Annotated in this window: 26 protein-coding genes and 1 pseudogene; 16 read left to right on the top strand and 11 right to left on the bottom strand. The window is 70.3% G+C overall.

What is annotated here, in order from left to right:
• Positions 1-183: 183 nt before the first annotated feature.
• A complete protein-coding gene (locus tag ACFYZZ_RS25875) occupies positions 184-879 on the bottom strand; it encodes a TetR/AcrR family transcriptional regulator (RefSeq protein ID WP_389180334.1) in 696 nt (231 codons plus the stop codon).
• A 102-nt stretch (positions 880-981) separates the two neighbouring features.
• On the opposite strand from ACFYZZ_RS25875, the gene ACFYZZ_RS25880 reads away from it, so the two are divergent.
• The 3 genes from ACFYZZ_RS25880 (at position 982) to ACFYZZ_RS25890 (ending at position 3,071) form a co-directional block, all read left to right on the top strand.
• Positions 982-1,539, top strand: a complete 558-nt coding sequence (locus ACFYZZ_RS25880; protein WP_389180337.1) for a hypothetical protein — start codon at positions 982-984, stop codon at positions 1,537-1,539.
• A 395-nt stretch (positions 1,540-1,934) separates the two neighbouring features.
• The gene (locus tag ACFYZZ_RS25885; RefSeq protein WP_389180340.1) at positions 1,935-2,720 is read left to right on the top strand and encodes a hypothetical protein; all 786 of its coding nucleotides are present in this window, start codon (positions 1,935-1,937) and stop codon (positions 2,718-2,720) included.
• The gene (locus ACFYZZ_RS25890; RefSeq protein WP_389180343.1) at positions 2,721-3,071 is read left to right on the top strand and encodes a hypothetical protein; all 351 of its coding nucleotides are present in this window, start codon (positions 2,721-2,723) and stop codon (positions 3,069-3,071) included. It abuts the gene before it with no gap.
• Positions 3,072-3,536: 465 nt separating this feature from the next.
• Here the strand turns inward: ACFYZZ_RS25890 and ACFYZZ_RS25895 are convergent, their stop codons facing one another.
• Positions 3,537-4,400, bottom strand: coding sequence for an LLM class flavin-dependent oxidoreductase (locus ACFYZZ_RS25895; RefSeq protein WP_389180346.1), 864 nt, complete (start codon positions 4,398-4,400; stop codon positions 3,537-3,539).
• Positions 4,401-5,095: 695 nt separating this feature from the next.
• Between ACFYZZ_RS25895 and ACFYZZ_RS25900 the strand changes: the two genes are divergently transcribed.
• Together ACFYZZ_RS25900 and ACFYZZ_RS25905 are read left to right on the top strand one after the other, a co-directional pair.
• A complete protein-coding gene (locus ACFYZZ_RS25900; RefSeq protein ID WP_389180349.1) occupies positions 5,096-5,401 on the top strand; it encodes a hypothetical protein in 306 nt (101 codons plus the stop codon).
• A gap of 227 nt (positions 5,402-5,628) precedes the next feature.
• The gene (locus ACFYZZ_RS25905) at positions 5,629-5,772 is read left to right on the top strand and encodes a hypothetical protein (RefSeq protein WP_389180352.1); all 144 of its coding nucleotides are present in this window, start codon (positions 5,629-5,631) and stop codon (positions 5,770-5,772) included.
• Between the two features lie 117 nt (positions 5,773-5,889).
• Here ACFYZZ_RS25905 and ACFYZZ_RS25910 read toward each other — a convergent pair whose 3' ends face one another.
• From ACFYZZ_RS25910 to ACFYZZ_RS25925, 4 genes and pseudogenes are all read right to left on the bottom strand, one after another.
• Positions 5,890-6,393, bottom strand: a complete 504-nt coding sequence (locus ACFYZZ_RS25910) for a hypothetical protein (RefSeq protein ID WP_389180354.1) — start codon at positions 6,391-6,393, stop codon at positions 5,890-5,892.
• 682 nt (positions 6,394-7,075) lie between these two features.
• Positions 7,076-7,240: a hypothetical protein gene (locus ACFYZZ_RS25915; RefSeq protein ID WP_389180357.1), complete on the bottom strand. Its 165-nt coding sequence runs from the start codon at positions 7,238-7,240 to the stop codon at positions 7,076-7,078.
• A gap of 47 nt (positions 7,241-7,287) precedes the next feature.
• Positions 7,288-7,434 (bottom strand): hypothetical protein, encoded by a 147-nt coding sequence (locus tag ACFYZZ_RS25920; RefSeq protein ID WP_389180360.1) that lies wholly within the window; start codon positions 7,432-7,434, stop codon positions 7,288-7,290.
• A 267-nt stretch (positions 7,435-7,701) separates the two neighbouring features.
• Positions 7,702-7,971 (bottom strand): annotated as a pseudogene (locus tag ACFYZZ_RS25925) (transposase); the annotation flags it as partial.
• Positions 7,972-8,127: 156 nt separating this feature from the next.
• Between ACFYZZ_RS25925 and ACFYZZ_RS25930 the strand changes: the two are divergent.
• Positions 8,128-8,883 (top strand): ASCH domain-containing protein, encoded by a 756-nt coding sequence (locus ACFYZZ_RS25930; protein ID WP_389180363.1) that lies wholly within the window; start codon positions 8,128-8,130, stop codon positions 8,881-8,883.
• A gap of 561 nt (positions 8,884-9,444) precedes the next feature.
• On the opposite strand, the gene ACFYZZ_RS25935 is transcribed toward ACFYZZ_RS25930, so the two are convergent.
• On the bottom strand, positions 9,445-10,182 hold the full coding sequence (locus ACFYZZ_RS25935; RefSeq protein ID WP_389180366.1) for a VOC family protein: 738 nt from the start codon (positions 10,180-10,182) through the stop codon (positions 9,445-9,447).
• A 417-nt stretch (positions 10,183-10,599) separates the two neighbouring features.
• On the opposite strand from ACFYZZ_RS25935, the gene ACFYZZ_RS25940 reads away from it, so the two are divergent.
• Entirely contained in the window at positions 10,600-11,214 is a 615-nt protein-coding gene (locus ACFYZZ_RS25940; RefSeq protein WP_389180369.1) for a hypothetical protein, read from the top strand.
• Between the two features lie 909 nt (positions 11,215-12,123).
• Here ACFYZZ_RS25940 and ACFYZZ_RS25945 read toward each other — a convergent pair.
• The 4 genes from ACFYZZ_RS25945 to ACFYZZ_RS25960 all read right to left on the bottom strand — a co-directional run bounded on the left by ACFYZZ_RS25945 (position 12,124) and on the right by ACFYZZ_RS25960 (position 15,563).
• Positions 12,124-12,252: a hypothetical protein gene (locus tag ACFYZZ_RS25945; RefSeq protein ID WP_389180372.1), complete on the bottom strand. Its 129-nt coding sequence runs from the start codon at positions 12,250-12,252 to the stop codon at positions 12,124-12,126.
• A 718-nt stretch (positions 12,253-12,970) separates the two neighbouring features.
• Entirely contained in the window at positions 12,971-14,140 is a 1,170-nt protein-coding gene (locus ACFYZZ_RS25950; RefSeq protein WP_389180375.1) for a hypothetical protein, read from the bottom strand.
• Positions 14,137-15,282: a hypothetical protein gene (locus ACFYZZ_RS25955; protein WP_389180378.1), complete on the bottom strand. Its 1,146-nt coding sequence runs from the start codon at positions 15,280-15,282 to the stop codon at positions 14,137-14,139. The genes ACFYZZ_RS25950 and ACFYZZ_RS25955 overlap by 4 nt, the downstream gene beginning before the upstream one ends.
• Positions 15,283-15,326: 44 nt before the next feature.
• Positions 15,327-15,563 carry an alpha/beta hydrolase gene (locus ACFYZZ_RS25960; protein WP_389180963.1) on the bottom strand — a complete coding sequence of 79 codons (237 nt, stop codon included), beginning with the start codon at positions 15,561-15,563 and terminating at the stop codon, positions 15,327-15,329.
• 412 nt (positions 15,564-15,975) lie between these two features.
• Between ACFYZZ_RS25960 and ACFYZZ_RS25965 the strand changes: the two genes are divergently transcribed.
• The 9 genes from ACFYZZ_RS25965 (at position 15,976) to ACFYZZ_RS26005 (ending at position 22,822) form a co-directional block, all read left to right on the top strand.
• Positions 15,976-16,263 (top strand): hypothetical protein, encoded by a 288-nt coding sequence (locus tag ACFYZZ_RS25965; protein ID WP_389180381.1) that lies wholly within the window; start codon positions 15,976-15,978, stop codon positions 16,261-16,263.
• A 5-nt stretch (positions 16,264-16,268) separates the two neighbouring features.
• Entirely contained in the window at positions 16,269-16,454 is a 186-nt protein-coding gene (locus ACFYZZ_RS25970) for a hypothetical protein (protein WP_389180384.1), read from the top strand.
• A gap of 21 nt (positions 16,455-16,475) precedes the next feature.
• Complete coding sequence (locus ACFYZZ_RS25975) at positions 16,476-17,504, top strand: 3-oxoacyl-ACP synthase III family protein (RefSeq protein ID WP_389180387.1); 1,029 nt, start codon at positions 16,476-16,478, stop codon at positions 17,502-17,504.
• Positions 17,501-18,241 (top strand): glycosyltransferase family A protein, encoded by a 741-nt coding sequence (locus ACFYZZ_RS25980; RefSeq protein ID WP_389180390.1) that lies wholly within the window; start codon positions 17,501-17,503, stop codon positions 18,239-18,241. Before ACFYZZ_RS25975 ends, ACFYZZ_RS25980 begins: the two co-directional genes overlap by 4 nt.
• Positions 18,241-19,719 (top strand): class I adenylate-forming enzyme family protein, encoded by a 1,479-nt coding sequence (locus tag ACFYZZ_RS25985; RefSeq protein WP_389180393.1) that lies wholly within the window; start codon positions 18,241-18,243, stop codon positions 19,717-19,719. The genes ACFYZZ_RS25980 and ACFYZZ_RS25985 overlap by 1 nt, the downstream gene beginning before the upstream one ends.
• A complete protein-coding gene (locus tag ACFYZZ_RS25990; RefSeq protein WP_389180395.1) occupies positions 19,716-20,411 on the top strand; it encodes a glycosyltransferase in 696 nt (231 codons plus the stop codon). Before ACFYZZ_RS25985 ends, ACFYZZ_RS25990 begins: the two co-directional genes overlap by 4 nt.
• Before the next feature lie 2 nt (positions 20,412-20,413).
• A complete protein-coding gene (locus ACFYZZ_RS25995; RefSeq protein ID WP_389180966.1) occupies positions 20,414-21,556 on the top strand; it encodes a cytochrome P450 in 1,143 nt (380 codons plus the stop codon).
• Positions 21,553-22,464 carry an NAD-dependent epimerase/dehydratase family protein gene (locus tag ACFYZZ_RS26000; RefSeq protein ID WP_389180398.1) on the top strand — a complete coding sequence of 304 codons (912 nt, stop codon included), beginning with the start codon at positions 21,553-21,555 and terminating at the stop codon, positions 22,462-22,464. The genes ACFYZZ_RS25995 and ACFYZZ_RS26000 overlap by 4 nt, the downstream gene beginning before the upstream one ends.
• 106 nt (positions 22,465-22,570) lie before the next feature.
• The gene (locus ACFYZZ_RS26005; RefSeq protein ID WP_389180401.1) at positions 22,571-22,822 is read left to right on the top strand and encodes a hypothetical protein; all 252 of its coding nucleotides are present in this window, start codon (positions 22,571-22,573) and stop codon (positions 22,820-22,822) included.
• The last annotated feature ends 4 nt before the right edge of the window (positions 22,823-22,826 follow it).

Below are 22,826 nucleotides of genomic sequence, written 5' to 3' on the forward strand. Positions count from 1 at the left end.
TGCCGGTCACGATGCATACCGCGAGGCTGCCTCGCATTCGTGACCATGGGGCGGACCGTCAAGAAGTACCTGGGCAGCGGTGCTCCGCCAAAGCCGCCACGGCGGGCAGCTCAGCCCAGTCGGCAGCAGACCGCGCCTCGGCCCGCCCGGCGCTCAACGCGGCCGGTCGCGCCCCGAGCGCGGTTACGCGCCGGGCGGCGAGCACTCGATGTCGGAGACCGTCGTGAGAGCAGGGGCCTGGCCGGGCGCGGAGGCGGCGCACTCGTCGAGCCCGCGGGCGGTATGGATCCGCAGCAGTCCTTCGATGCCGCGCAGCAAGGTCTCGCCGGCCAGGACAGGGTCGCCGAGGTAGCCGGCGCTCATCGCGCCGTCGCGGAGCATGACGAAGTGCCGCCCGGCGTGCTCGGCCTGTGCGGCCGTGATCTGGGCGAACAGTGCGGTGATCGTGTCCAGGAACCATGCGCGGTGCCGCACGACGGCACGGTGGACCGGGTGGTCGGGATCGGGGAATTCCGCTGCCGCGTTGAGGAAGGCGCATCCGCGGTAGCCGGGCGAGCGGATCTGCTCGACCAGGGACGCACCGATGCCCCGCAGGATGGCGTCGGCCGGCATGTCCGCGGCCGTCAGGGAGCCGATCTGGGTGCGGATCGCCTGGTCGACGCTCGCGATGTAGGCGACGGCAAGGTCTTCTTTACTGCGGAAGTGGCGGTAGAAGGTGGCGTTGGTGACCTTCGACTCGGCGACCAGACGGTCGACGCCCACCGTGTGGATGCCCTCCGCGTAGAAGAGCTGCCCGGCGGTCCTCAGGAGCCGTTCCCGAGCCTCGGAGACTCGCCTGCCGGTGCCTGTGCCGGCTTCCGTCTTTGCCATATCACCCATTGTAGCGGGTAGAACGCTCTCTCTTGTTTTCGCGGAGAACGTGTGCCAGGCTGCAGACAAGAGAGATCGTTCTCTCTCTTTCTCGTAGTCATTGGAGAACCCATGGCATCCACCGCCTCCGCCGAGCCCATCAGTGCCACGCCCGCCCTGCGCCGGCTGTACGTCGTCCGCTTCGTCTTCGCCACCGTGTGGGCCGCGCTCCTGCTGGTGTCCGGCTCCGAGCTCACCGTCGGGGCCAAGCTGCTGCTGTTCCTCTATCCCGCCTTCGACGTGGCCGCGGCCGTCGTCGACGCCAGGTCGGCGCGCGCCGCCGGGCCGGTCAAGGGCCTGTACGCCAACATGGCCGCCAGCGTGCTCGCCGCCACCGGCGTCGCGGTCGCCAGTACCTCGGGCGTTGCCGACGTGCTGCGCGTCTGGGGCGCGTGGGCGGTCGTCTCCGGCCTCATCCAGCTCCTCGTGGGCATCGCGCGCCGGCCGATGGGCGGCCAGTGGGCCATGATCCTCAGCGGCGGCATCTCCGTCCTCGCCGGCGCGACCTTCATCCGAAGCGCCACACAGGACAACCCCTCGCTGACCACCCTCGCCGGCTACGCCACGCTCGGCGGGATCTTCTTCCTCGTCTCGGCGATCCGCCTGTCCCGCCCGGCCCCCAGGAGCTGAGAACCTGACGTGGAGGCCCTCTACGCGTAAGCCGTGGCCAGTGGCTGCAATGGATCTGGCCGCGGGGCGGTGCCCGGGGTATGGGACGCCAGACCCCGACGGACCGGGAAGCCGCCGGCCGTATCGCCGCCACCGCAGCACGTGACCCTGCGTGTGAGACCGCCGTCCCCGGGTCCGCTGACCGTGCTCCCACCATGGCCGAAGTGGACGATCCACAGGGCGATGACGACTGGAACGACGAGTAGGAGCGGGTCGCTCAGGCCGCTTTCAGGCTTCGCCCGACCGGCGGGCGGCGGGTGGCGGGCGGTCTTTGATCGCTGGACCGGGGCGGGATGGCCGATCACCTTGATGCTGCGCTCAGAACGTTGTCATGGAACGCAGCCGCACCGGGCAGTGTGCTGCTGCGGCTCCTCAGGCACGACGACAGGGACGTCAGAAGATTCGTCACCCAGCGCAGGGACCTGCCGCTGCAGGTGGTCGACGCAATCCTGGCAGACCCGGACCCAGCCCTGCGGACAGACTTCGCCGAGAGCGCGAACGCCGACCCCGCTCAGCGTGCCCGGCTCATCGATGACCCGTCCCCGAAGGTCGCCCTTGTCCTCGCCGTAGGCCCGATGCCGCAGCGGGGTCGGGTGGAACCGCTGCCTGACCGGGCGTACACGCGGCTGCTTGAGCATCCGCCTGAGCACATCCGCCACGAAGCCGTCGCCTCGCCGGCAGTGCCGGCCCACATCCTGGCCGACCTGGCGAACCATACGGACGCCTTCTTTCGCCGGGCGTCCTGCCGGGCCTGGGACCGGCTGCCCGAAGCCACACGAGAGGCATTACTCCAGGATGATGACCTGGACGTGCGACGGGCCGCCGCACTGAGCGTCAGTCACGAGGACACGGACCGGACGGCATGGCCGGCCGAAAACCTCAAAGACTCCTGGCGGATGTCCGAGGTACTCCAGATCGGGCGGCTCAGGCGTGAGCTCGCCGAGCAGCAGGTGGCCGGCCCACACCCAGCGGCGGTCGCCGCGAACCCCTCCCCCCGGCCGGATCCAGTCAGGCAACTGGCCATCCACCCCGACCCGCACGTGCGGGTCGGCGTCTCCGCCCGATGGGAACTGACCGAGCCAGAACGCGCGGCCATCGACTACACCTTGGGACCCGACGCACGCCTGGACACCCTGGACTGAGTGCGGAACGCCCGACAGGATGCCGATGTCCTGCAGCAGTGCGCGACCTCCGCGCATCCATGGCTGTGGCACAGCGCCGCCGTATGCCCAGCCCTGCCGCCCGACCTGGTCGAACTGCTTGCGCGCGACGAGGACTTCGCCGTGCGCCTCCTGCTGTGCGAGTTCCATCCCGAACCACCGCCACAGCTGCTGCTCGACCTCTACCTCAACGACAGCCACCGCGCTGTGAAGATGCTCATCGCCAACCCCCACTTCCCGCCGGCAGGACTGGCCGCCCGTTTCGCGAACTCCCCGGATCCGGAGCAACGCCGCCTGGCGCTACATGATCCCGCTCTGACCCCCAACTCCTGAAACAGCTCAGCCCTGACCCGAGATTTCTTCGGGCAGCCGCCCGGGACCCACGTCTTCCCCTCCCCCGGATCCGCGAACTACTGGCCGACCCCAACACCACCAGTGCCGTCGCCGGCAGCCCTAGCCTCCCCGTCCAGGACATGCACCAGCTCCCCGACAACGCAGGAGTGCCCCGCCAGGCCGGCCAACCAACACAGCTGCCCCAACCAGCTACCACGCCGCCCGGAACGAGCCACCTGAACTGCCCAGAACCAACGGCCGCCACGCAGACGACTCCCCCTCGGCGGGAGTTTCTGGAAGACCCCCGGACGGCTTCGGGCTTGACAGACATCCGGCCTGGCCTGAGTTGATGCCGGCGCTCACGCATCTCCCCACGATCTGCATGATCAGCGTCACCTAATTCCACCCTCGCAGTCACGATTCCCCAGAGGGATGAACGCATCCGGCACAACCTCGAAGGGTTGATCAGACCACCGGCGGCCCCGCCTCGATGCGGCGCAGCACCGGAGTGAGACGGTCCAGGCCGGGGCCGGTCTGGACCTGTCGCTCGTCCCACCAGGTGGCGCCGGCGTCGTGCAGCGGACCGATCACGTCCCTGGCCCTCGCTGCGTCCGGGGGCGTGGCACCGCCGAGCACGAACTCGAAAGGACGCTCGGCCCCGGCCGTGCAGTGCTTGCGTACATAGCCGACCAGGTCCCGTACCTCCGCCACATCGGGCACATGCCCGTGCCGGGCCGTCTCGAAGAGCGGCACCGCGCCGTCCCACCGCGCTGCCCGCCGCATGGGCGCTCGACGCGGCCAGAACCCGCCGATCCACACCGGCGGACCGGGCCGCTGCACGGTTGCAGGCAGCAGCGTCACGTCCCGGACTTCGTAGTGCCGGCCGTGATGGTTCACCGGCTCACCGGACCACAAGCGCCGCAACAGCTCCAGCCCCTCGTCCAGCCGCTCGGCGAGGACGTGCGGCTCGGCCCTGTCGCCAAAGCTGCGGTATTCGTCGTCGATCGGACCGCCCAGGCCCGCAGCAAAGGTCACCCGGCCGCCGCTGAGGCGGTCCAGGGTGGCCACTTGGCGGGCCAGTTGCTGCGGACGGTAACGGGGAACCGGCGTCAGCAGGGTGCCCAGCCGGATCCGGGAAGTCGCCAGCGCAGCTGCGGTCAGCAGCATCCAGGGGTCCGCGAAGGGACGCCCCTGGTGCTGCCGGTGCAGCACGTGGTCCCAGACGAAGAGCCCGTCCCAGCCCGCCTCTTCGGCGGCAGCCGCGACGGCCGCGACGTTACGGGGGTCTGCAAAGTCACCGAAGTTCGGGATGTTGACGGAAAAGCGCATCCCAGCAGGATGCGCAGCCGGACACGAGACGGCAACCGGATTTGAATACAGGCGGCATCACGGCAGGCAGCGGACCACCCACGATCCATCAAAAACCCCGAAACACAGCCGGACACACAGGACCGACCCCGCCGGACTCCGCATCACCAGCGGGCACCCGGCAGCTGCCACCGCCACCCCCACGGCCCGGGGAAATTACGTGACCGTCGACAGTTGACAAGCCCTATGGGAAATCGGTTGTCCTGCGCAGTACGCGGCCGGCCCCCTGCCGAACTGGTCACCGACCTTGGCTGCAGGAGCCCCGGCGCGCGGGGGCAGCCCATGGCCGGGGCCCTGGATGCCGGCCACGATGCACACCGCGAGGCTGCAACGCATTCATGACCATAGGACGGACCCGCAGGAAGTACCCGGACAACGACGCTCCGCCAAACCCCCCACCACGGACAGCTCAGCCCAGTCGGCAGCGGATCGTCCTCACCCCGCTGACACCAGTCACCGATTCCAGGTTACGCTCCGAGCAGCCGCCAAAAGACACGGCGATACGGTGATCACGAGCGACTGATCGCCGAGCACGGCTCAACCGGCCACTACCATCACGTCACACTCTCACCCCCGGTCAACAGCCCCAGCCACCACCTCACCACCACCGACAGCGAAACCGACGCCAGCTCACAAACCCGACAGTCACTACCCGCTTGTCGCGGCTGGCCGACTGGACGGCATTCGACGTCGGTCAGCACGACGTCGCCCAGCGGCACTTCATCCAGGCCCTCCGCCTGGCCCGCGCGGGAGGGGACGCCGAGCTCGGCGGCTATGTCCCGACCACGATGGCGATGCAGTCGCTGCTGCGGGGCTTCGCCTCCGAGGCTGTCGACATGGCCCAGGGCGCCTTCGAACGGGCAAGGAGCCAGGCCGCCCCCAGGGGCCTGGCGTTCGCCAAGCTGATCGAGGCCCGTGCCATGCCCCCGACAGGGACGCCAAGGCCGCCTCACGGGCCCTGAAGGCTTCCGAGACCCTCCTGAGCCGGGCAGAGGCTTCCAGCGGCGCAGAGCCCGCCTGGATCGACTTTTATCACCACGCCCGCATCTCCGCCGACGCCGCCGAGGTCTTCCGCGGTCCGACCGCTCAGTCGGCATGCGCCTCACGATCGTGGGAACCGCCCACCTCCAGGCCCGAGACCTCGACCAGGGCCTGGAACTCTGGAACTCTGGAACTCGGCAGCTGGTCCGTGTACATCCTCGCCCGCGTCCAGTCCAGCCGGGCCAAGGACTCCGTCCGCGAGTTCAACACCGCACCCGCACCCTGGCGCCGCGAGCCGGCCGTCCGCGAGTTCATCCACCGCACCCGCACCGAACTCGGCATCGCGGCCTGAACCCAGTGCTGTGGTGGCGCCGGGCGGCAACAGACTGCGTCTGAGATCTGGCCGGCCCAGGTCGGGTCGGCACGGTTGCTGTGCTCACTGTTGGCAGATGGCTCGGAAGGTCACAAGTCAGCTGAAGCCAAGCTCGGTGAAGGCGCAACCCCCGCGCTCGGCATAGGGCAATGCCTGTCGGGATACGAGCCTCGGAGGCTGCCGGAAGTGCTGATGGAAGCCGGAGGCCCGGAATTTCAAGTCGAACGCGTGGCCTTCGATGTGCCAGAGCGGACAGTGCGAAAAGTTCGGGCGGGCATCGTCCGGCACCAGCCGGTGCACCCTGTCGACCTCCAAGTCCAGGGCCAGACCCTTGAAGTCGAGGTCGCCCTCAAGGTCGAAGACATCTTCGAAGACGAGTGTCGCCGGTGAGACCCAGAACGAAAAGTGTGTTGCGGGCGGGACCGGGTGGACCCAGCGGACGATGTAGTCAAGGTCGAGGAGAAGACGCGGCAGGATGTCGTTGGTTGGCTGGACGGACAAGCCGTGGATCGTGGCGTCGTGCCACCCCATCTCCTCGAAATCTGCGTCGCTCCATGTGCTCTTGTAGAGCCCTGATTCCTCGTGGCTACCTTTGCCCATGTCCGAATCCAACCAGACACCTCAACGGAAGCAGTCACAGGCCAGGCGCGGACGAGAGGGAACGGGGTCGAGTTCCGGTACCCGCTCGGCAGCGTTTGCGCCGTAGTTGACGTACACGGTGACCACGGCTGAATCGGCAGGTCGACGTCACCTCGGTCCCCGCGCTTCCGGAGAACCGTTCAGCGAATGGGCTCGGGACGACGATCGGCCAGCCATACAAGGCAGAGGCTCACCGTCACTGAATCGTGGACGTGCATCGCGTATGCGGCGCCCTGGGACCAGCGTCATTCAAACCCAGGGTTGCCCCTCCTCCCGCATGCAGCGCACGGCGGCGCTGATCCGCAGCAGTAGCTCGTCCGCCGCCTCGCCTCCGGTCACCCCTCACCTGGACTCATCTTCTTGACCCCCGGCCCGTCACCCCCCTCAAGGAACGTCACTGCATCGATAGGCACCCAGGTCTCGAATCCAACCTTCTCAAAGGCAGGCGTCCCAGCGCAGCGGGCAGAAAGCCCTCCGCGGGCTACCGGTTCAGCAGGGGCGCGAGCGCCATGCGCAGTTCGTCGAGGCCGCGGCAGTGGTGGGCGGCCATTCCTGCATCGCGGGCTGCGGTGACGTTGGCTTGGGTATCGTGGATGAACAGGCAGCGCTCAGCCGTGGCCCCGACGCGTGCGGCAGCAATGCACTAGACGCGGAGGCTGGGTTTCGCGACGCCGATGCGGGCGGTGTTCACCACAGCGCGGGCAAGGCCGTCCAGGCCCTGACCGGCGAGGTCCTGCTCCAACCGCGTGGTTCCCTTGGAGACCAGGGACACGGAGGCGACGTCGCGGACGCGGTTGAACAGGTCCACAAGCGGGAGGAGTTCGCTCCAGGCGGCTACCGCGGCGCCGACCTACCCTACTCCTTCGAGCCGCAACTGCTGGCGAGGCCGGCCGCCACGGCGGATCTCCACTGCTCGTCGGCGATCTCCCCGGTGAGTGGGACACGAAGACCTCCGTGCGGTGCGGTCCCAGACAGCTCCACCACACCGGAGGTCTTCGCCATGATCAAGTCCGGCCAGCGCTAACAACGCTCGTGATCAATACACCCAGGGCGTTCGCCGACTTGGTCCGCCACCAGCGTGGATACCTGCTGCTGGAGTGGATCCGACAGGCCGAGCAGGCCGCACCGAAGCCGATGAAGGGCTCCGTCGGCTTCCTCCGCCAGGAGCTCGACGCGGTGACCGCCGGCCTGACTCTGCCCTGGAGCTCCGGGGTCGTCGAAGGGCATCTGAAGGGTGAAAACGCTCAGAGGTCGCTTTCTCCCATTGTTTCATTCCGGAATTAACTGTTTCATCACAGTCTTCGGGTAGCGCCAGGAGATGGTGTTCTCGCCGGTGAGGCGGCGGGCCATGAGGTCGGTCATGACGAGGTGGATCATGGCTTCGGAGCGGGCGGGGAGGGTTTCGTAGTCGCGGGCCAGCCAGCGGTGGAGCATGAGCCAGCCGTAGGTCCGCTCGACCGCCCAGCGTTTCGGGATCGGGGTGAATCCCCTGGTCCCGGGAGCGCGAGCGGTGATCTCCGTGTCGATGCCGAGGGTGGCTCCACCATAGGGGCCCAGTCAAGGTAAGCCGAAACCCTGTGGAGCCCACCTGCATGGCGTGGAATGCTCTTGGGCGACTGCTGACGGAAGGTAAGGTCAAAAAAGGTGTACGTCCCGTCATCTGCACGGTCTCTCGATGATGACGAGCGTGAGCTCGTGGAACTGGCACGCCGCACCATAGACGCGCAGACCGACGCCGGGCCGAACGAAGACGGGATCCACACGGTGGGCTCCGCGGTCATGGCCGCCGACTACCGGATGTTCGTCGGCGTGAACCTCTACCACTTCACCGGCGGACCCTGCGCCGAACTCGTGGCTCTGGGAGCCGCGCGAGCCCAGGGCGCCCGCCAGATGCGCTGCATCGTCGCCGTGGGAAACCACGGGCGCGGGGTCATCGGCCCGTGCGGGCGCGATCGGCAGGTCTTCGTGGACCACTACCCCGCCATGCGCGTCATCGTGCCCACGCCTGCGGGGCTCAGGTCCGTTCTCGCCGCCGACCTGATGCCGCTGGCTCAGCGATGGACCGCGGAGGCGGGCATGAACGGTCTCGACCCATCGCTCTACCAAGACCCCGAGACGGCCGGTCCCCCGATCATTCGGTTCAATCCCCGCTACCTCGAAGTCGTCTGCTCCGGCGCCAAGACCAAGACCACCCGCTTCCGTGACCCGGCCCAGCTCGGGCCGGCACGGCTGGTGTTTGAGAGCGACCCCGAAGTCGTCCTGTCGGCAGAGGTGACCGACATCAGGCACTGCCTGGTCAGCGACCTCACCACCCAGGACGCCCAAGCCGAGGGGCTGGCGACCGCAGCCGAACTCCGGGAAGGCCTCAAGGGCCACTACCCAGATCTGGCGGGAACCGACGAAGTCGACGTCATCACCTTCCAGATCAACGACAAGACGGGCGCTGCTTAAACCGTGGGGCTGCCGTGTTCGGCTTACCTCGGCTGGACCAATGGACGGCATCGGCGTTCGTCCGCCCCGTCGCTTCGGGCAGCCCCGCCCGAGGCGACAAGCCCCTGACTGCACAGATCTCAGAAATCAGAACCCGTCCGAGGCCAGCCCCATTTTGTCACGCAAGCCTCAGACGCAGCTTCTCAAGCGAGCCATGTGTGGCCGAGCCTCGTTCGAACTCTGATGGCGCTCCTTGAAAACGCCCCCCGATCGGGAGTCACCCCATACCTGGTCGATGGATCTCCCCAGTCATGGGACACCTGCCCTGCCGCCGGGCGCCACAGGGGAGAGGCCACCATGGGCAGCCGATGCCCTTGGGAGGCTGACCAGGGTGGCCTAAGGCTGGCGCGTAGCGTCGCCGGAGCCGTACGGGCACCGCCAGCGACTACGGCCCGCTCGTGGCCTTCTTGCCCCCAAGGACGCGCGCCGGCTCACCGAGGACGCCATCCCCGCCACCGGCGGCATGGGCTGACGCCACGCGGTATTCGCGCTGCCCCGAACAGCCGGAGTCGTTGCTCAACGTCAGCGAGGCGTGAGGAGGCAGAACTCGTTGCCTTCCGGGTCGGCCAGAACCGTCCAGGAGATCGCGGACTGATCGACATCAGGGTCGGTGGCGCCCAGGGCGCGCAGTCGCGCTGCCTCTGCGGCCAGTTCATCACCGGGGTAGGGGCAGACGTCGAGGTGGACGCGGTTCCACACGCTCTTGATGTCGGGGGTGCGGAGGAACTCCAGGTAGGGGCCGACGCCTTTGGCGGAGCGCATGGTCGCGTGGTCGTCGGTGACCTCGTGCAGCGTCCAGTCCATCGCCTCGCCCCAGAACCGGGCCATCCCCCGTGGGTCGGTACAGTCGACCACCACCGCGGCGATCGGCCCGGTGTCCCGGTAGACCGGACGGGGCTCCAGGACACAGAACTCGTTGCCTTCCGGGTCGGCCATGACCGTCCAGGGGACGTCGCCCTGCCCCACGTCGGCGACCGTCGCGCCGAGATCCTTCAAGCGCGCGACCAACTCCGCTTGATGGGCAGTCGAGGTGGTGGCCAGATCAAGGTGCACGCGGTTCTTGACCGTTTTAGGTTCCGGGCGAGCGACGATGTCGATGCAGACGGCCACGGGGTCGGGATAGGCGAAGCCCACGGGTTCAAGGTTGGTCACACCGGGCCCCTCGCTGTCGACACCCCAACCAAGTGCCTCCGCCCAGAACCGGCCGAGCCCGGAGTCGTCCTGGGCCTTCATATTGATCTGCACGAGTCGCGTTGCCATGCCACAGATCCTAAAAGCCCCGCCAGCCCACGCCGCCACGATCAGACATGCACTCCACCAGGCGCTGACCGTGATCGCGCCTGCCGAGACTACCGACCGGGGCGAGTCCTTGCGAACGAAGACAAACCCCGACACCGACACCAGTGACCGATCGAATGCTGCTCAAACCTGCCCCGGCCGACTCGGCCCGCACACTGCACGAGCGCGCGACCCCAGCCGACAACACACGCGACGCTGCCTGAAGCAACCCCACCCCGTTGAACTCCGAACCAAAATGGTGCGACGAGCAGCCTCGACCGTTCTCCGGGCTCTGACCGCAGTTCCGTGAATCCCGAACACGGGGCGGCTGGCCTGGTACCCGACGCTGCCGTCGGTGAACGCCACCTTGGAGTATGGGCGACCGGTACGCTGACCCCCATGGGGCTGGACATCACGGTGATGATCGCAGACTGGTCATGGCTGGGGGAGGTTCCGCCCCGGGAGCGGCTGCCGCGGCTGAGGAACGCCTGGTATGCCGACGAGACGGGGCTGTGGGATCACGACGCGCCGGCGGTCGAGGGCGACTGGGAGTGGCCACGGGGACCCAACAGCGCCTTCTTCGCCATATACGAGTTCCTTCACACCGGTGGCTCGTTCAAGGCGCACTTCTGGGCCGGGCAGCGGTGGGAATCCGTCCGCGACCATGTTGATCCTCTGGTGCGGGCTGAGTTGGACACGTTGTTGCTCGGGTTGATCTGGGTCGGGCTGGACGGTGAGGCGCAACACACGGATCCGGGCTTCTTCAGCGACGACCCCAGTGTCTATGGGCTGCTGCTCGCACGGTCACCAGACGGCGTACGGGAGCTGGCCGCGACCTGGGAGCGGGTACGGCCTCGACTTGACAGGATGCAAGGAGCCTTCACCGAACATGCCGCCGATCCCGAAGGATGGGTCGGCAACTTCGGCGCATTCACAGACCTGCTGGCGGAGTGGGGCCACGTCCTCACCGAAGCCGCCCGACGAGGCTGGGGCATCGTGGGGCTGAGCGAGTAGAGCAAGGCCGTCCCTCCGAAACCGGGACAGTCCTCAACCGTCCTCCTCGCCACGACAGGAGAGACCCTGTCGGAATAATCCCCTGTTCGCGCCACTGAACTGGGGATTCACGCAATCGCGGCCAGAACCGTTCTCCGAGATCCTCATCAACTCCTGCGAACCCGCACCCTCACCCAGCCATGATCCGCGCTACGGAAACCGCCTCGCCAGCCATCACAATGCCGAGTACGTTCACCTCGTGTGTTACTACGCCGAGAAGCCCTACAAGCTGCACTACGTGTGCGTGCCCTGCCGCGTCGCGTTCAAGCGGCACCCCGGGCCCGGCGGGCACCGATGCCCCCGATGCTCCGAGCAAATGGTCTGTGCTGGCCATGACTTCGCGGCACCACGGCGCCGAGACACCAAGGCGTGGACCGTCGTGGCAGCCGTGCTGGACGCGGGGCTGCGTTACGAGGGCCGCGAACCCTGCGGCTGCGGCAAGGACCCCAAGTTCCGCCCCCGTACCAGGGCGCAGTTGCGAGCACGTCGAATCGCAGCGGCACGAACCGGGATTTCTCTCGCCGACGTGCTGGGACGCGTAGATCCACAGACACCCGCATGATCTGACCCGGTGGTGCACGCGCGGCACATGATCCGCCGCTTCAGCCCACGAGATCATTCACGGTGCTGCGGGCAGAGCCGATTTCAAGAAGCCTCATCAGTATGGGACCGCTGAGCCCGTCCGGCCCGGGGGCGCAGAGAGGTGACAGTCGGGGCAGTGGCGCATCGCGTCCTCCCCTGAGGGACTCGTGACGGTGAGCCATCTCGTGCTGAGGTCGGGGCCCTCGCAGCGGCCGCACCCCTCTGGCAGATCAACAGCCCGGCGGGACAGGACTGGCATGTCTCCGATGATCGCGTGCCGGGTTTGGGTCAGACCAGGGGGAGGGCGGCCATGTCGCGGTAGGTGCTGGCGAGTTCGAGCTGGCCGTCGGTGAGCCAGGCGTGTGCCTGAGCGCCGAGTTGTTCGGCGGTGGCGAGGCGATCGCTGGGCAGGGGCATGGTCGAGGCCTTGGGGAGGGTGTCGGTCAGGGGTTGATGGGCGGGTGGGGTGTCTGCCAGTGGCGCACTGCGGGAGGACGCACACGCGGCAGTGGACGGCTGGGCCGGACCGAGACGGCCAGCAGCCCGAGCTGGTGGCGGCGGGTCTGGGCAACGTAGAAGATGCACGGTGGCCCGCTTGGGGCGGCTGGGTCAACGGGCGCACCGGGGTGGCGTCGGCATCCGGTGGTGCGGGATCGTGACAGCTCCCCGGCGATGACGAACGCCGCGTGGACCAGGTCCGCAACGTGCTGGAACGCATCATCAGGAGACCGGTAGTCCAGTTCCTGCACGGCGTGGTTCAGCGCGGCACGGGTGTCCCGTTGTCTCGGGTGCAGATTGACCGTCAGGCATGTTTGTCATGTGGCCCAAGGGGCACGTGCCTGACACAACTCAGCGGGTCGTTCAGGCACGTATGGCATGTTCGTGACGCAGGTACCGACCCCCAACTTGGGTTCGCCCGAACCGAAGTTGGGCGGCCTTGTTTCGGCCGAAGCAAGGTTGTGAATCGGCAGGCGTGTGCCTTCCAACCTTTCATTGCGTGTTACTCGGCGGCGTTTGGGCGTAATCAGCGTGGTCTGCGGTACGGCTTGCACGGTGAAGCGTCGTCGCCCACGCCACCGCCTCGCCCTGGCCGACAGGATCTGCGGCGCCTTACGGCACGGCGGCCGGGCGGGAGTCAGCGACCCTCGCCCGGCCGGGGCAGTTTCAGCTTCAGCGGGCCGCAGCCGAGGCGGGCGGCCTCAACCTCGACGTAGCGGGGGAAGAGGGTACGCACGTCCGCGCTCACCCCGCCCTCGTTGGCCTGTACGACGAATACCGTCTCGCCCGCCTGGCAACGGGCCCGGAAGACGCCGAGGTTGGGGCCGAGGCCGCCGTAGCCGGCGGCGGAGCGCACCCGGTCGCCCTCGTAGAGCGCCATTCTCATGAAGATCCCGGCCAGCCTCGGGTCCTCGACGGTCATCAGGCGCTGCTTCGGCTGCGAGCCGGTGATGTCCCGGTCGCAGGTGCGCACCGGGCCGTGCCCGTCGGTGATCATGGGGTATCGGTCCGGCTTGCGTTTCTTGCCCAGGGTCAGCCCTTTGATGCCGCAGAGCGCGTCCGGCTTCTCTGTGCGGGTGTAGCGGGCGGCCTTCGGCAGGCGTTCGACCGGATCGGCGATCGTGCCGGTGCAGCCCAGGTCCGCGCTGACCTTGTTGACGAGCTTCACGACCATGCGGGCCATCCCGTCCCGCTCCTCGGTACGCGGCTCCATGTCGGTGATCCAGCTGCCCTCGGCGATGTCCACGACGGTCGGCCCCTCGAAGTCGCCGGGGCGCCCCAGGCAGCCGTCCGGGATGGCGAGCCAGGCGCGGTTGTCCGAGGCCATGCCCAGCAGGCCGCCGCCGAGCGGGGTGAGACGGGCGGAGAGGAACTCGTCGGCCCACTTGCCGTCGTCGCCAGCGCGGTCGTCCAGCTGGTGCACCCGGACGGTGAGCGCCCACGCGTCGCCGTCGCTGTTCGTCAACTGGCAACTGCCGGTGGGGCCGTCCGTGGATCGTCCACCGTGCAGCACGGGAGCCTCGACCACCTTGACGTCCTCCGGCTTGCGGAACGTTGCGGCGAGGTCGTCGCGGGACAGGGCGCCCCAGCACACCTCGTCCGGCGCGAACGGCCCGGCCTGCGTCTGCCAGGCCATGCCGCCGGCGCCGAGCAGCATCCCGGCGAGACCCGCGGCCAGCAGCGGCCGAACCCGGCCGCGCAGCAGCCGGCGCCAGTGCCACCGGCGCAGGCGCCGTTCGCTGAGCATTTCCCGCTCGGCGGGCAGGGGCTGCTCGTATCGGTTCGGCTCGTCCGCAGTGCTGCTCACCGGGCGGCTCCCTTGGGGGCGATGGGGGCGCAACCCAGGCGGGCCGCGGCCGCGTTGGCGAAGACGGCGAGGTGGCCGGGGTCGGTGGACGCGCCCATCAGGAAGGTGACGGGCCGGCCGGCGCAGTCGGCTCGTACGATCGCGTGCTTCTCGCCGAGGGTGCCCGTGCCGCGCCAGCCACGGGCCGCGGGCCGCTCGCCCGCGATGCCGTCGAACACCGCGGCCAGCCGGGGCTGCGCGACCATCGCCAGGTCCAGGTATGGCACGCCGTCGCGATCGCCACGGACACTGCACGTCTGCAGGTCGCGGGTGACCGCGCCGATCTGTTCCTCGATGTCGTCCGTGTCAAGGCGCAGGCCGCGGATGCCGCAGACGTCGTCAGAGGCGCTGAAGACGCGCTCTTTCCTGCCCGGTAGGTCGTAGAGCGGCGAGCTGACCCTCAGCGGCTCGTCCGGCGCGCAACCCGCCGCCGCCATCCCGCGGTTGGCCACCGCAACGAGCAGCACCGCCGCCTCCTGGGCGCCCCCCAGGTCGGCCGGATCGTTCTGGGTGTACGAGGGGCTGCTGGCGTACGTGCCGGACGCCTGCATGGTGACGATGGTCGGCCGGCCGTCCTTCGCATCGCAGGACTTCGGGAGCACCAGCAGGCCGCCGCGCCCGTTCACCGTGCCCGGCAGGCCGTCCGGGAGCGGGACCATGTCACCGCCCAGGAAACCGTCCTGGACCATGGCGAGCCGGGCCTCTGCGGCCTTGGGGACCGGGCCGTACTCGACGGACACCTGCTGGTCGGTGGTGACCTTGTCGCCGTCGTAACTGCTCTTGTAGTCACTGGCGATGGCGACCTCGCAGCTGCCGGTCGGGCGCTCGCGGGTAGGCGCCGTCTCCCTGCTGGTGCGTGACCCGTCGTCATCATCACCGAACGCCTCGTCGCCTAGGAAGTCCGGACCGCTGTCCTCTTCCCAGGCGCCCCAGCAGTAGCGGTCCTTCGGCCACGGCCACGTGTCCGCCGCCCACGTGCCGAGCCCGGTGCCCGCAAGCACGAGCACCAGCGCGGATATCAGCATCAACCGGCCGCGCCTGCTGTGCGGAAGCGCCCGGCGCAGCCAACCAGGCTCCGCGGGCTTCTCGTCTGTCTCACTCACCCCGTGATCCCCCTCCGGCGCTGGAGTGTATCCCCCGTCATCACTCAGGAGCAGCCCGCCCCGTCCATGGGGATCTTGTCGTTCAGCAGGTAGTCGTCCGCGGCGGGCGCAACGCAGCTGGGGTGGTCGTACGCGCCGTGATCCTGGCCCTGTACGTCAGCTTCACCGTGGTCTTGCCGCCCAGTTGTTCCGCCATGCGCGCGGCCCCCTCGTACGGGGTCTCTCCGGGGCGCCGGGGGGTAACACGCCGTGAGGCGTTGAAAGTCGCAGGCAGGCGTCATCCCCGCAGACAGGTACGCGGCGGCACCGCCCACTCGGCTTGCCACTTGCTGCTGGCCTTCCAACTCGGGCCTCCTCTGCGACCGCGCTCGGCAGCGGCGGCTCACACTGTCGAGGCAGGTGCCGACCGTAGTCGAACGGGCGTCCAGAAAGTGTCTCGGTCGAGACGCCTACAGGGAGAACAGTGGATACGCTTCGACCGAAATGTTTCCGAACTTGCCTGACTCGCCTGACAACGGATCATCCCATCTGACCTGCGTGAAGTGCCCTCTTCCCCCTACGCCGTGTTCTCCCGCCGATACACCGACCTGTGGAACCCCTCCGGTGGCACGACGAGGCGCTGCTGCCGATCGGCGAATGCTTCGAGGATCAGCCCCAGCCGGGCCCGCACTCGGGCCGTACGATTGGGCCAGCGTGTTCTACACCGCGTGGCAGACGATGCAGCAGCACACTGGGGTGACGCAGCTGGTCGACATCAGGCGGCACAACGTCCTTCCGCCTGCTGCGTGGAGGAAGGCGAAGGCCAAGGCGAAGCAGTCCGGCCTTGGACCCACCATCGGCGACGGCGTCGTGCACATCGTCGACCTCACCGCCTCCCACCGACCGGCGCAGGCCGAAACGGACCGGGACGCGGCTGCTTCCGCCGGCCGGCGGAAAGTGAGTGGAAGTTTCGGTGGATGGTTCCGCCGTACCGCCGCATGACGTGCATGAACCCGCGCCTGCACCACGACATGCAGGACAGCGAGCTCGAGCATCACGAACACCGTGAGGATCTGATCCTGGAAGCGACAAAGGGCCCGAAGGACAAGCCCGTTCGTTCGGTAGAGGCAATGGCCGAGCCGATCGGATCGCCTATTCCAGTTGAGTACCAGCGCTCATGCGAGCTGTCCTGATTCGCTCGTAGCGTCCAGCCCATGCACATAGACCACGCTGCTCCCGCCCCGGTGCGCCGGACGAGCATCACCGCAGTGGCTTCCAGCCTGCCGGCGCGCGAAGTGACGTCCCGGCAGTTGCAGGAGCGGATCGCCGCGGCCTCCGGGCTGTCCCTGCCGGCACGGATGCTCGAACGGGCCACCGGCATCGCCTCGCGCCGGGTGGCCGCGGAGGACGAGTACGCCTCGACGCTCGCGGTGCGAGCGGCCCGCACCGCGCTGAACCGGGCCGGGCTCACCCCGTACGACGTGGACCTGCTGGTGTTCGCCTCCGCCACGCGGGACGTGGCCGAACCGGCGACCGCGCACATCGTCCAGGCCGAACTCGGTTCTCGCGCACACGCGCTGGACGTGACCAACGCGTGCAACAGCTTCGTCAACGGCATCGACACGGCGCGGGCGATGATCCTCGCCGGCCGCGCCCGCCGGGCCCTGGTCGTCACCGGGGAGACCCCGAGCCGCGCGGTGCGGCACGACCCGTCCGGCCCCGACCAGCTCCGGGACGGGTTCGCCGGTTACACCTTCGGCGACGCGGGAGCCGCGGTCGTCCTGGAGGCGGTGGACCGGGGCGGCATCCTCGACGTGGACACCGAGACCCACTCCGAACACTGGTCGGTCGGCGGCATCTTCGGTGGCGGTTCACGCCATCCCAGAGGGGACGAGTACACGTACTTCCGCGGTGACGGCAGCGAGCTGCGCGAGGTGTTCGAGAAGGTCGGCACGTCGGTGCTCGACCGGATGCGGCAGCGGACCGGACTGGCGTGGGACGACTTCCGGCACATCCTGGTGCACCAGGTCACCGTGCCGTACCTGGAGCGGTTCGTGGAGCTCACCGGCGTCCCCCGGGACCGTCTCGTCGTCACGGTCCCCGAGCTCGGGAACATGGCCAGCGCCACCCTGGGCGTGCAGCTCGACCGCGTCCACGAGCACCTGCGCCCCGGCGACCGGGTCCTGTTCGTGGGTCTGGGCGGCGGCGTGAGCATCATGACGATGGTCTGGGAGAAGGCATGAGCGCCCTGTGGGTGGTGGTGCCCGCGCACCAGGAGGCCGCGCGGATCGGCGCCACGCTGGACGCGCTCGCGGGCCAGCGCGACCGTGACTTCACGCTCGTCGTCGTGGACAACGCCTCCAGCGACGGCACCGCCGCGGTCGCCTACGACTTCGCCCGCTGGGCGCCCTTCCCTGTCCACGTCCTCAGCGAGCCGGAGAAGGGCGTGGGCTGCGCCGTGGACACCGGCTTCCGGTACGCGATCGAGCATGGCGCGACGCTGCTGGCCCGCACCGACGCAGACTGCCTACCGCACCCCGGCTGGACCGCCGGCGCCCGCAACGCTCTGCGGCACGGCGCGGGCCTGGTGTGCGGACGCATCGACGCGCGCCGCGACGAGCACGGACCGCTCGGGCGGGCCGCCTTCCGCGCGCTGGTCCGCATCGCCTCCCTCTTCGGCCGGATACGCCCGGCCCACCACCGCCGCCACGGCTACCGCGCCCCCTACCGGATGCACGCCGGCAACAACATGGCCATCACCGCCGCGCTCTACGAGGCCGTCGGCGGGATGCCGCGCCGCCCCTCCCCCACCGACCGGCTCTTCATGAACCGGGTGCGCCGCCGCACCACCGCCATCGTCCGCGCCCACGACATGGTCGTGGAGAACTCCACGCGCCGGCTGAGCGCCTACGGCCTCGTCGGCACCGCCCGCTGGTACCTCGACAAGGGCCCCGGCCGTCACGGGGAGGACCCGCGCTGATGCTCGACACCCTCGCCCACACCCTGCGGCGCCACCCCGACCGGTCCGCCGTCCTCGGCACGACCCGGACTGGGGCCGTACGCACGAAGGCCACCTACGGGGACCTGGCCGACCTCGCCACCCGCTACGCCACGGCCCTCCACGCGCGAGGCGTCACGCGCGGCGGCACCGTCGGCGTCGCCGTACGGCCCGGGCCTCGGGCCCTGGCCGTGATGCTCGCCGTGCACCGGCTCGGCGCACGGGCCGCGGTGCTCGACCCGGGCGCCGGGCCGGACGTACTGCGCGCCCGGCTCGCCCTGGCCCGTCCCGACGTCGTCCTCGCCGACGCCTCCGCCCAGGCAGTCGCCGGATGGGCCCGGCCGCTCGCCCGCCGGGCCCGCCTGGCCCTGCCGGACCTCGCCGAGCTGGGACCGGTGGCCACGGTCGGGCCACGGCTGCCAGGCTGCGCCCCCACCCTGGACACCGGCCTCCGGTCCGTACCGCTGCCGCCCCCGGTGGACGAGGACGGCGACGCGGTCATCGTGTTCACCTCGGGCACCACCTCGCGACCTCGTGCGGTGGTCCACACCCGCTCCTCGCTCGCCGCCGGCATGGCCACGGTGGCCGAGCTGGTCCGGCCCGAGGCCGGGCGGCCCGTCCTCGGCGGCACCTTCTTCGTCCTCGTACCTTCGCTGGCGAGCGGGGCGCCGGTCGCGCTGCCCGCCCGTTCCGCACCTGTGCTGTCCCGCCAACTGCGCCGTCTCGCCCCGCAGGCCACCTATCTGACGCCGCCGCAACTCAGGCGGCTGCTGGCGGAGGGCGGCCACTTCTGCGGGCGCGTGTGGACCGGGTCGGCTCCCGCGAGCGCCGAACTGCTCACCCGCGTCAAGCGGGCGGGTGCCGATGAGGCGTGGGGCGTCTACGCGCTGACCGAGCTGTTCCCCGCCGCGGCGGCCGAGCAGGCCGACAAGGTCGCCTTCACCGGCGAGGGGGACCTGGTCGGCGCGCCTCTTCCCGGAGTGGCGGCCAAGACCGACGCCTCCGGGGAGCTGCTGCTGTCGGGCCCCGCCGCCCGGAACCGCTACCTGGGCGAGGACCCGGACCCATGGGTCGCCACCGGCGACCGGGCACGCCTCGACGGCGGCCGGATCGTGCTGGAGGGCCGCCGCAAGGACATGATCCTGCGACACGCGGAGAACATCTACCCAGGGCTGTACGAGCCGGCGCTGCATGTACCGGGCGTCGAACTGGCCCTGCTCGTGGGCGTACCGGCCGGCGACGGCGACGAGCGCCTGGTCGCCGTCGTCCAACCGAGCCCCCGGGCGGACCGCGACGCGCTGCGGTCGGCTCTGGACAGACCGCTGGAGCGCATGGGTACCGCCCGGCCGGACGCGGTGCTGCTCACCGACATCCCCCTGTCCGGCCGCTCCCTGAAGCCTGACCGCGCCGCCACCGCGCGCCTCGCCGCCCGGCGCCTGGCCGAACGGAGCCGAGGATGACCGCGCCCGGCAGCGCGCCGTCGCTGGGGGCCGTGCTGCCCGCCTCCAACGAGGAGGCCGGTATCGGGGCCACCCTCGCCGCGCTCGCCTCCCAGACCGACACCCGCTTCGCCTTCGCCGTCGTCGACAACGCCTCCACCGACGTGACCGCCGCCGTCGTGCGCCGCTTCGCCGCCGTCATGCACGGCGCCGCACTGCTCGTGCGCACGGACGCCGACTGCCCGCCGGCCGCCGACTGGATCGCGGCGGCGCGCAGGGATTTCGCGCGCGGGGCGGAGATGGCCTGCGGCCGCAGTCTTCCGCGCCGGGACGAGCGGCTCTCACCTACCGAGCGCTCTCTGCTCCTGGCGGTCGTCAAGGCCACGGCGGTGCACGGGCGTTACCGCGCCGCGCACCGGCACCCGCGCTACCGTGCCCCCTATGTGCTGTGCCACGGCCACAACCTCGCCATCACGGCCGCGATCTACCTGCGCTGCGGCGGCACGCCCCGCACCCCACTGGAAGGACCGCCCGAGGACGTCGTCCTCCTCAACCGGGCGCGCGAGCACAGCGACCGGATCGCACGGGCCGAGCGGATGATGGTGCACACCAGCTTGCGCCGCTTGCGGGCCTGGGGCGCCCGCCGCACCCTGCTGTGGTGCTGGGAGCGCCGCTACCGCCCCGCCGACCCGAAGCAGGTGCACGTCAGGTGACCATGGTTCCCGCCGCCCCAGCCGCATCCGCCCTCCGAGCCGCCCGGCGCCGCGACCGGCGCGTGTACACCCACTCCCACCCCGTGCTGTTCGCCCTCCTCGCCGCCACCCGCCGCCGCGCGGTCACCCGCATCGGCGGAGCGGTGCTGGTGCACGGCACCGAGCCCTACCGGCAGGCCCTCACCCGTATCCCGCTGGACCGTACCGCCGCCGGCACCACCGGAGGCGCCGCCCGGGAACTGTCCTCGGGCGGCACGCTGTTCGACCAGGAGGGCACCGGACACCGCGCCACCCGGCGCGCCGTCGCCGACGATCTCGGCCCGGTCGGGGTGGAGCGACTGCGCCCGGTGTGGCTGGACGTCCTGACCCGCCGCCTCGCCCCGCTCGCAGCAGGCCGCGACGTCGACCTCGTACCACTGGCCCGCGAACTGGCCGGCGCCACCGTCCGCGCGCTGCTGCGCACCACCGGCGACCCGGAAGACATCGCCGCGGCAGCCGCCGAGGCAGCGGCCGCCGCCGTACGCGACCACCTGCCCGGCCCCCGGCCGCCGGGCACGGCACACGCGGCCGCCCCGGCGACCGCGCGGCTGGAGGCGCTCCTCGCCCCGGCGTCCGGCGAAGCAACCGAGCCGGCCCTGCGGGCCATGCTCGCGGTCGCCGCCGTCAACACCACCGTCGCTGCCCTCCCGCGCGCCGCCGCCTGGTGCGCCGACGCGGGGCTCTGGGAGCAGGCGGCCGACGACCGGCTACGCCCGTCCCTGGTGGCCGAACTGCTGCGGGTGACCGCCCCCTCCCCGCTGCTGCCCCGCGTGGCGGCGGCCGACGCGGAGCTGGGCGGTTGCCCGGTACGGGCCGGAGGCCGCCTGATCCTGGTCGCACGGCACGCCGCGCGGGCCCACGACCGACTACCCGACGCCCGTCACCCGGCTCCGCTCGCCGTGGCCCAGCTCGTCTTCGGCGCCGGTACCCACGCCTGTCCCGGCGCGCGTCTGGCCCGCGCCCAGCTCGATGACACCCTCGCCGCGCTCGCCCCCCACCGGCCCACCGTCCTGCGCGCACGCGTCGACCGGGGCGCGGCCCTGCCGGGCTGGCGCTCCCTCACCGTCCGGGCGGCTGACGCCCGTCGATCCTCGGAGAACCGATGACCACGATCGCCGTCACCGGGGCGAGCGGCTTCTGCGGCTCGCACGTCGCCATCACGGCCGCCGCCCGCGGCGCCGAGGTCCTGTGCGCCGGTCGACGCCCCGGCCCGGTCGGCCGACACGTCCCTTGGGACGCCGCGCGCGAGGTGCCGGATCTGTCCTGCGCCGACCTCGTCGTGCACTGCGCGGCTGCCGTCGGCGACCCGGTGCCCGGCTCCCGGGCCGAGGCCGCCATGCATGCCGTCAACGTCGACGGCACGGCCCGGTTGCTCGAGGCGGCCGCCGGCCGGCCAGTGGTGTGGGTGAGCAGCGCCAGCGTCTACGCGCCCGGCCCGGGGCGTTCCCGGATCACCGAGCAACATCCGGTGCTCGGGCACCTGAACGCCTACGGCCGCACCAAGGCCGCCGGCGAGGCGCTGGCGCTCGCTGCGGGCGCCGTGGTGCTGCGCCCGCGGGCGGTCTACGGCGCCGGGGACCCGCACCTGGTGCCCCGGCTGCTGTCCCGCGTCCGCAGCGGGCTGCTCGTGCTGCCGGGACCCAGCGTCCGCCTCAGCCTCACGGCCGTCGAGAACCTCACCGACGCATGCCTGTCGGCCGCCGGCTGGCCGCCGGGCGCGTACAACATCGCCGACCCGGCGCCCTACGACCGGGACGAGGCGATCCGGACGGTCCTGCGCGCCCACGGCGTACGGGCGCGCATCGGCCACATCCCCCTTTCGGTGGCTCGGGCCGCGGCGGGCGCCGCTGAGGCGCTGGCCCGGCTGCGCCCGCACGCAGAGCCGCCGCTCACCCGCTACGCCGTCGACCAACTCGCGTACTCCGTCGTCCTGGACGTGTCCAGGGCCGCGTCTCAAGGATGGGTAGCCGGCCGCTCCCTCAAGGACTACGAGACTTCCCTGCTGAGCAGGTGAACGGCTGCGACTCGGCAGGACGGCTGACCGAAGCGAAGGCGGCGAGTGCCGGTGATCTCGCGTGCTGAGGAGCTTCTTCACAACACCTCGGCCGCCCGTGTTGTGCGTGTTTCTGAAGGCTCGGTCTTGCGCCCCGCACATCGCGGCCGTCCTGGCCGACTACCTCACCCAGCTGCCGCCGACCTGGCGCGAGGACATGTTCAGCCCATGCCACGGCCACCCGGCGCCCTCCACGCAAGCCCGCGGCCCCGAAACCGCGCCCTACCACCCGGGCTGCGAGGACTGGCCAGCCTGCTCCGAAGCACAGGAGCCCTGCCGCTACCACCAGGACGTGGTCCCGGACCGCGGTTGCGACTGATCTT

It is taken from the genome of Streptomyces sp. NPDC001816, assembly GCF_042892235.1.
Lineage (GTDB): Bacteria > Actinomycetota > Actinomycetes > Streptomycetales > Streptomycetaceae > Streptomyces.

What these genes read in the sequence shown, in the direction of transcription:
- ACFYZZ_RS25875 (WP_389180334.1), bottom strand. Translation starts at nt 879, where the DNA reads ATGGGTGATATGGCAAAGACGGAAGCCGGCACAGGCACCGGCAGGCGA.
- ACFYZZ_RS25880 (WP_389180337.1), top strand. Translation starts at nt 982, where the DNA reads ATGGCATCCACCGCCTCCGCCGAGCCCATCAGTGCCACGCCCGCCCTG.
- ACFYZZ_RS25895 (WP_389180346.1), bottom strand. Translation starts at nt 4,400, where the DNA reads ATGCGCTTTTCCGTCAACATCCCGAACTTCGGTGACTTTGCAGACCCC.
- ACFYZZ_RS25910 (WP_389180354.1), bottom strand. Translation starts at nt 6,393, where the DNA reads ATGGGCAAAGGTAGCCACGAGGAATCAGGGCTCTACAAGAGCACATGG.
- ACFYZZ_RS25920 (WP_389180360.1), bottom strand. Translation starts at nt 7,434, where the DNA reads ATGGCGAAGACCTCCGGTGTGGTGGAGCTGTCTGGGACCGCACCGCAC.
- ACFYZZ_RS25935 (WP_389180366.1), bottom strand. Translation starts at nt 10,182, where the DNA reads ATGGCAACGCGACTCGTGCAGATCAATATGAAGGCCCAGGACGACTCC.
- ACFYZZ_RS25940 (WP_389180369.1), top strand. Translation starts at nt 10,600, where the DNA reads ATGGGGCTGGACATCACGGTGATGATCGCAGACTGGTCATGGCTGGGG.
- ACFYZZ_RS25945 (WP_389180372.1), bottom strand. Translation starts at nt 12,252, where the DNA reads ATGCCCCTGCCCAGCGATCGCCTCGCCACCGCCGAACAACTCGGCGCT.
- ACFYZZ_RS25960 (WP_389180963.1), bottom strand. Translation starts at nt 15,563, where the DNA reads ATGACGCCTGCCTGCGACTTTCAACGCCTCACGGCGTGTTACCCCCCG.
- ACFYZZ_RS25970 (WP_389180384.1), top strand. Translation starts at nt 16,269, where the DNA reads ATGAACCCGCGCCTGCACCACGACATGCAGGACAGCGAGCTCGAGCAT.
- ACFYZZ_RS25975 (WP_389180387.1), top strand. Translation starts at nt 16,476, where the DNA reads ATGCACATAGACCACGCTGCTCCCGCCCCGGTGCGCCGGACGAGCATC.
- ACFYZZ_RS25980 (WP_389180390.1), top strand. Translation starts at nt 17,501, where the DNA reads ATGAGCGCCCTGTGGGTGGTGGTGCCCGCGCACCAGGAGGCCGCGCGG.
- ACFYZZ_RS25985 (WP_389180393.1), top strand. Translation starts at nt 18,241, where the DNA reads ATGCTCGACACCCTCGCCCACACCCTGCGGCGCCACCCCGACCGGTCC.
- ACFYZZ_RS25990 (WP_389180395.1), top strand. Translation starts at nt 19,716, where the DNA reads ATGACCGCGCCCGGCAGCGCGCCGTCGCTGGGGGCCGTGCTGCCCGCC.
- ACFYZZ_RS25995 (WP_389180966.1), top strand. Translation starts at nt 20,414, where the DNA reads ATGGTTCCCGCCGCCCCAGCCGCATCCGCCCTCCGAGCCGCCCGGCGC.
- ACFYZZ_RS26000 (WP_389180398.1), top strand. Translation starts at nt 21,553, where the DNA reads ATGACCACGATCGCCGTCACCGGGGCGAGCGGCTTCTGCGGCTCGCAC.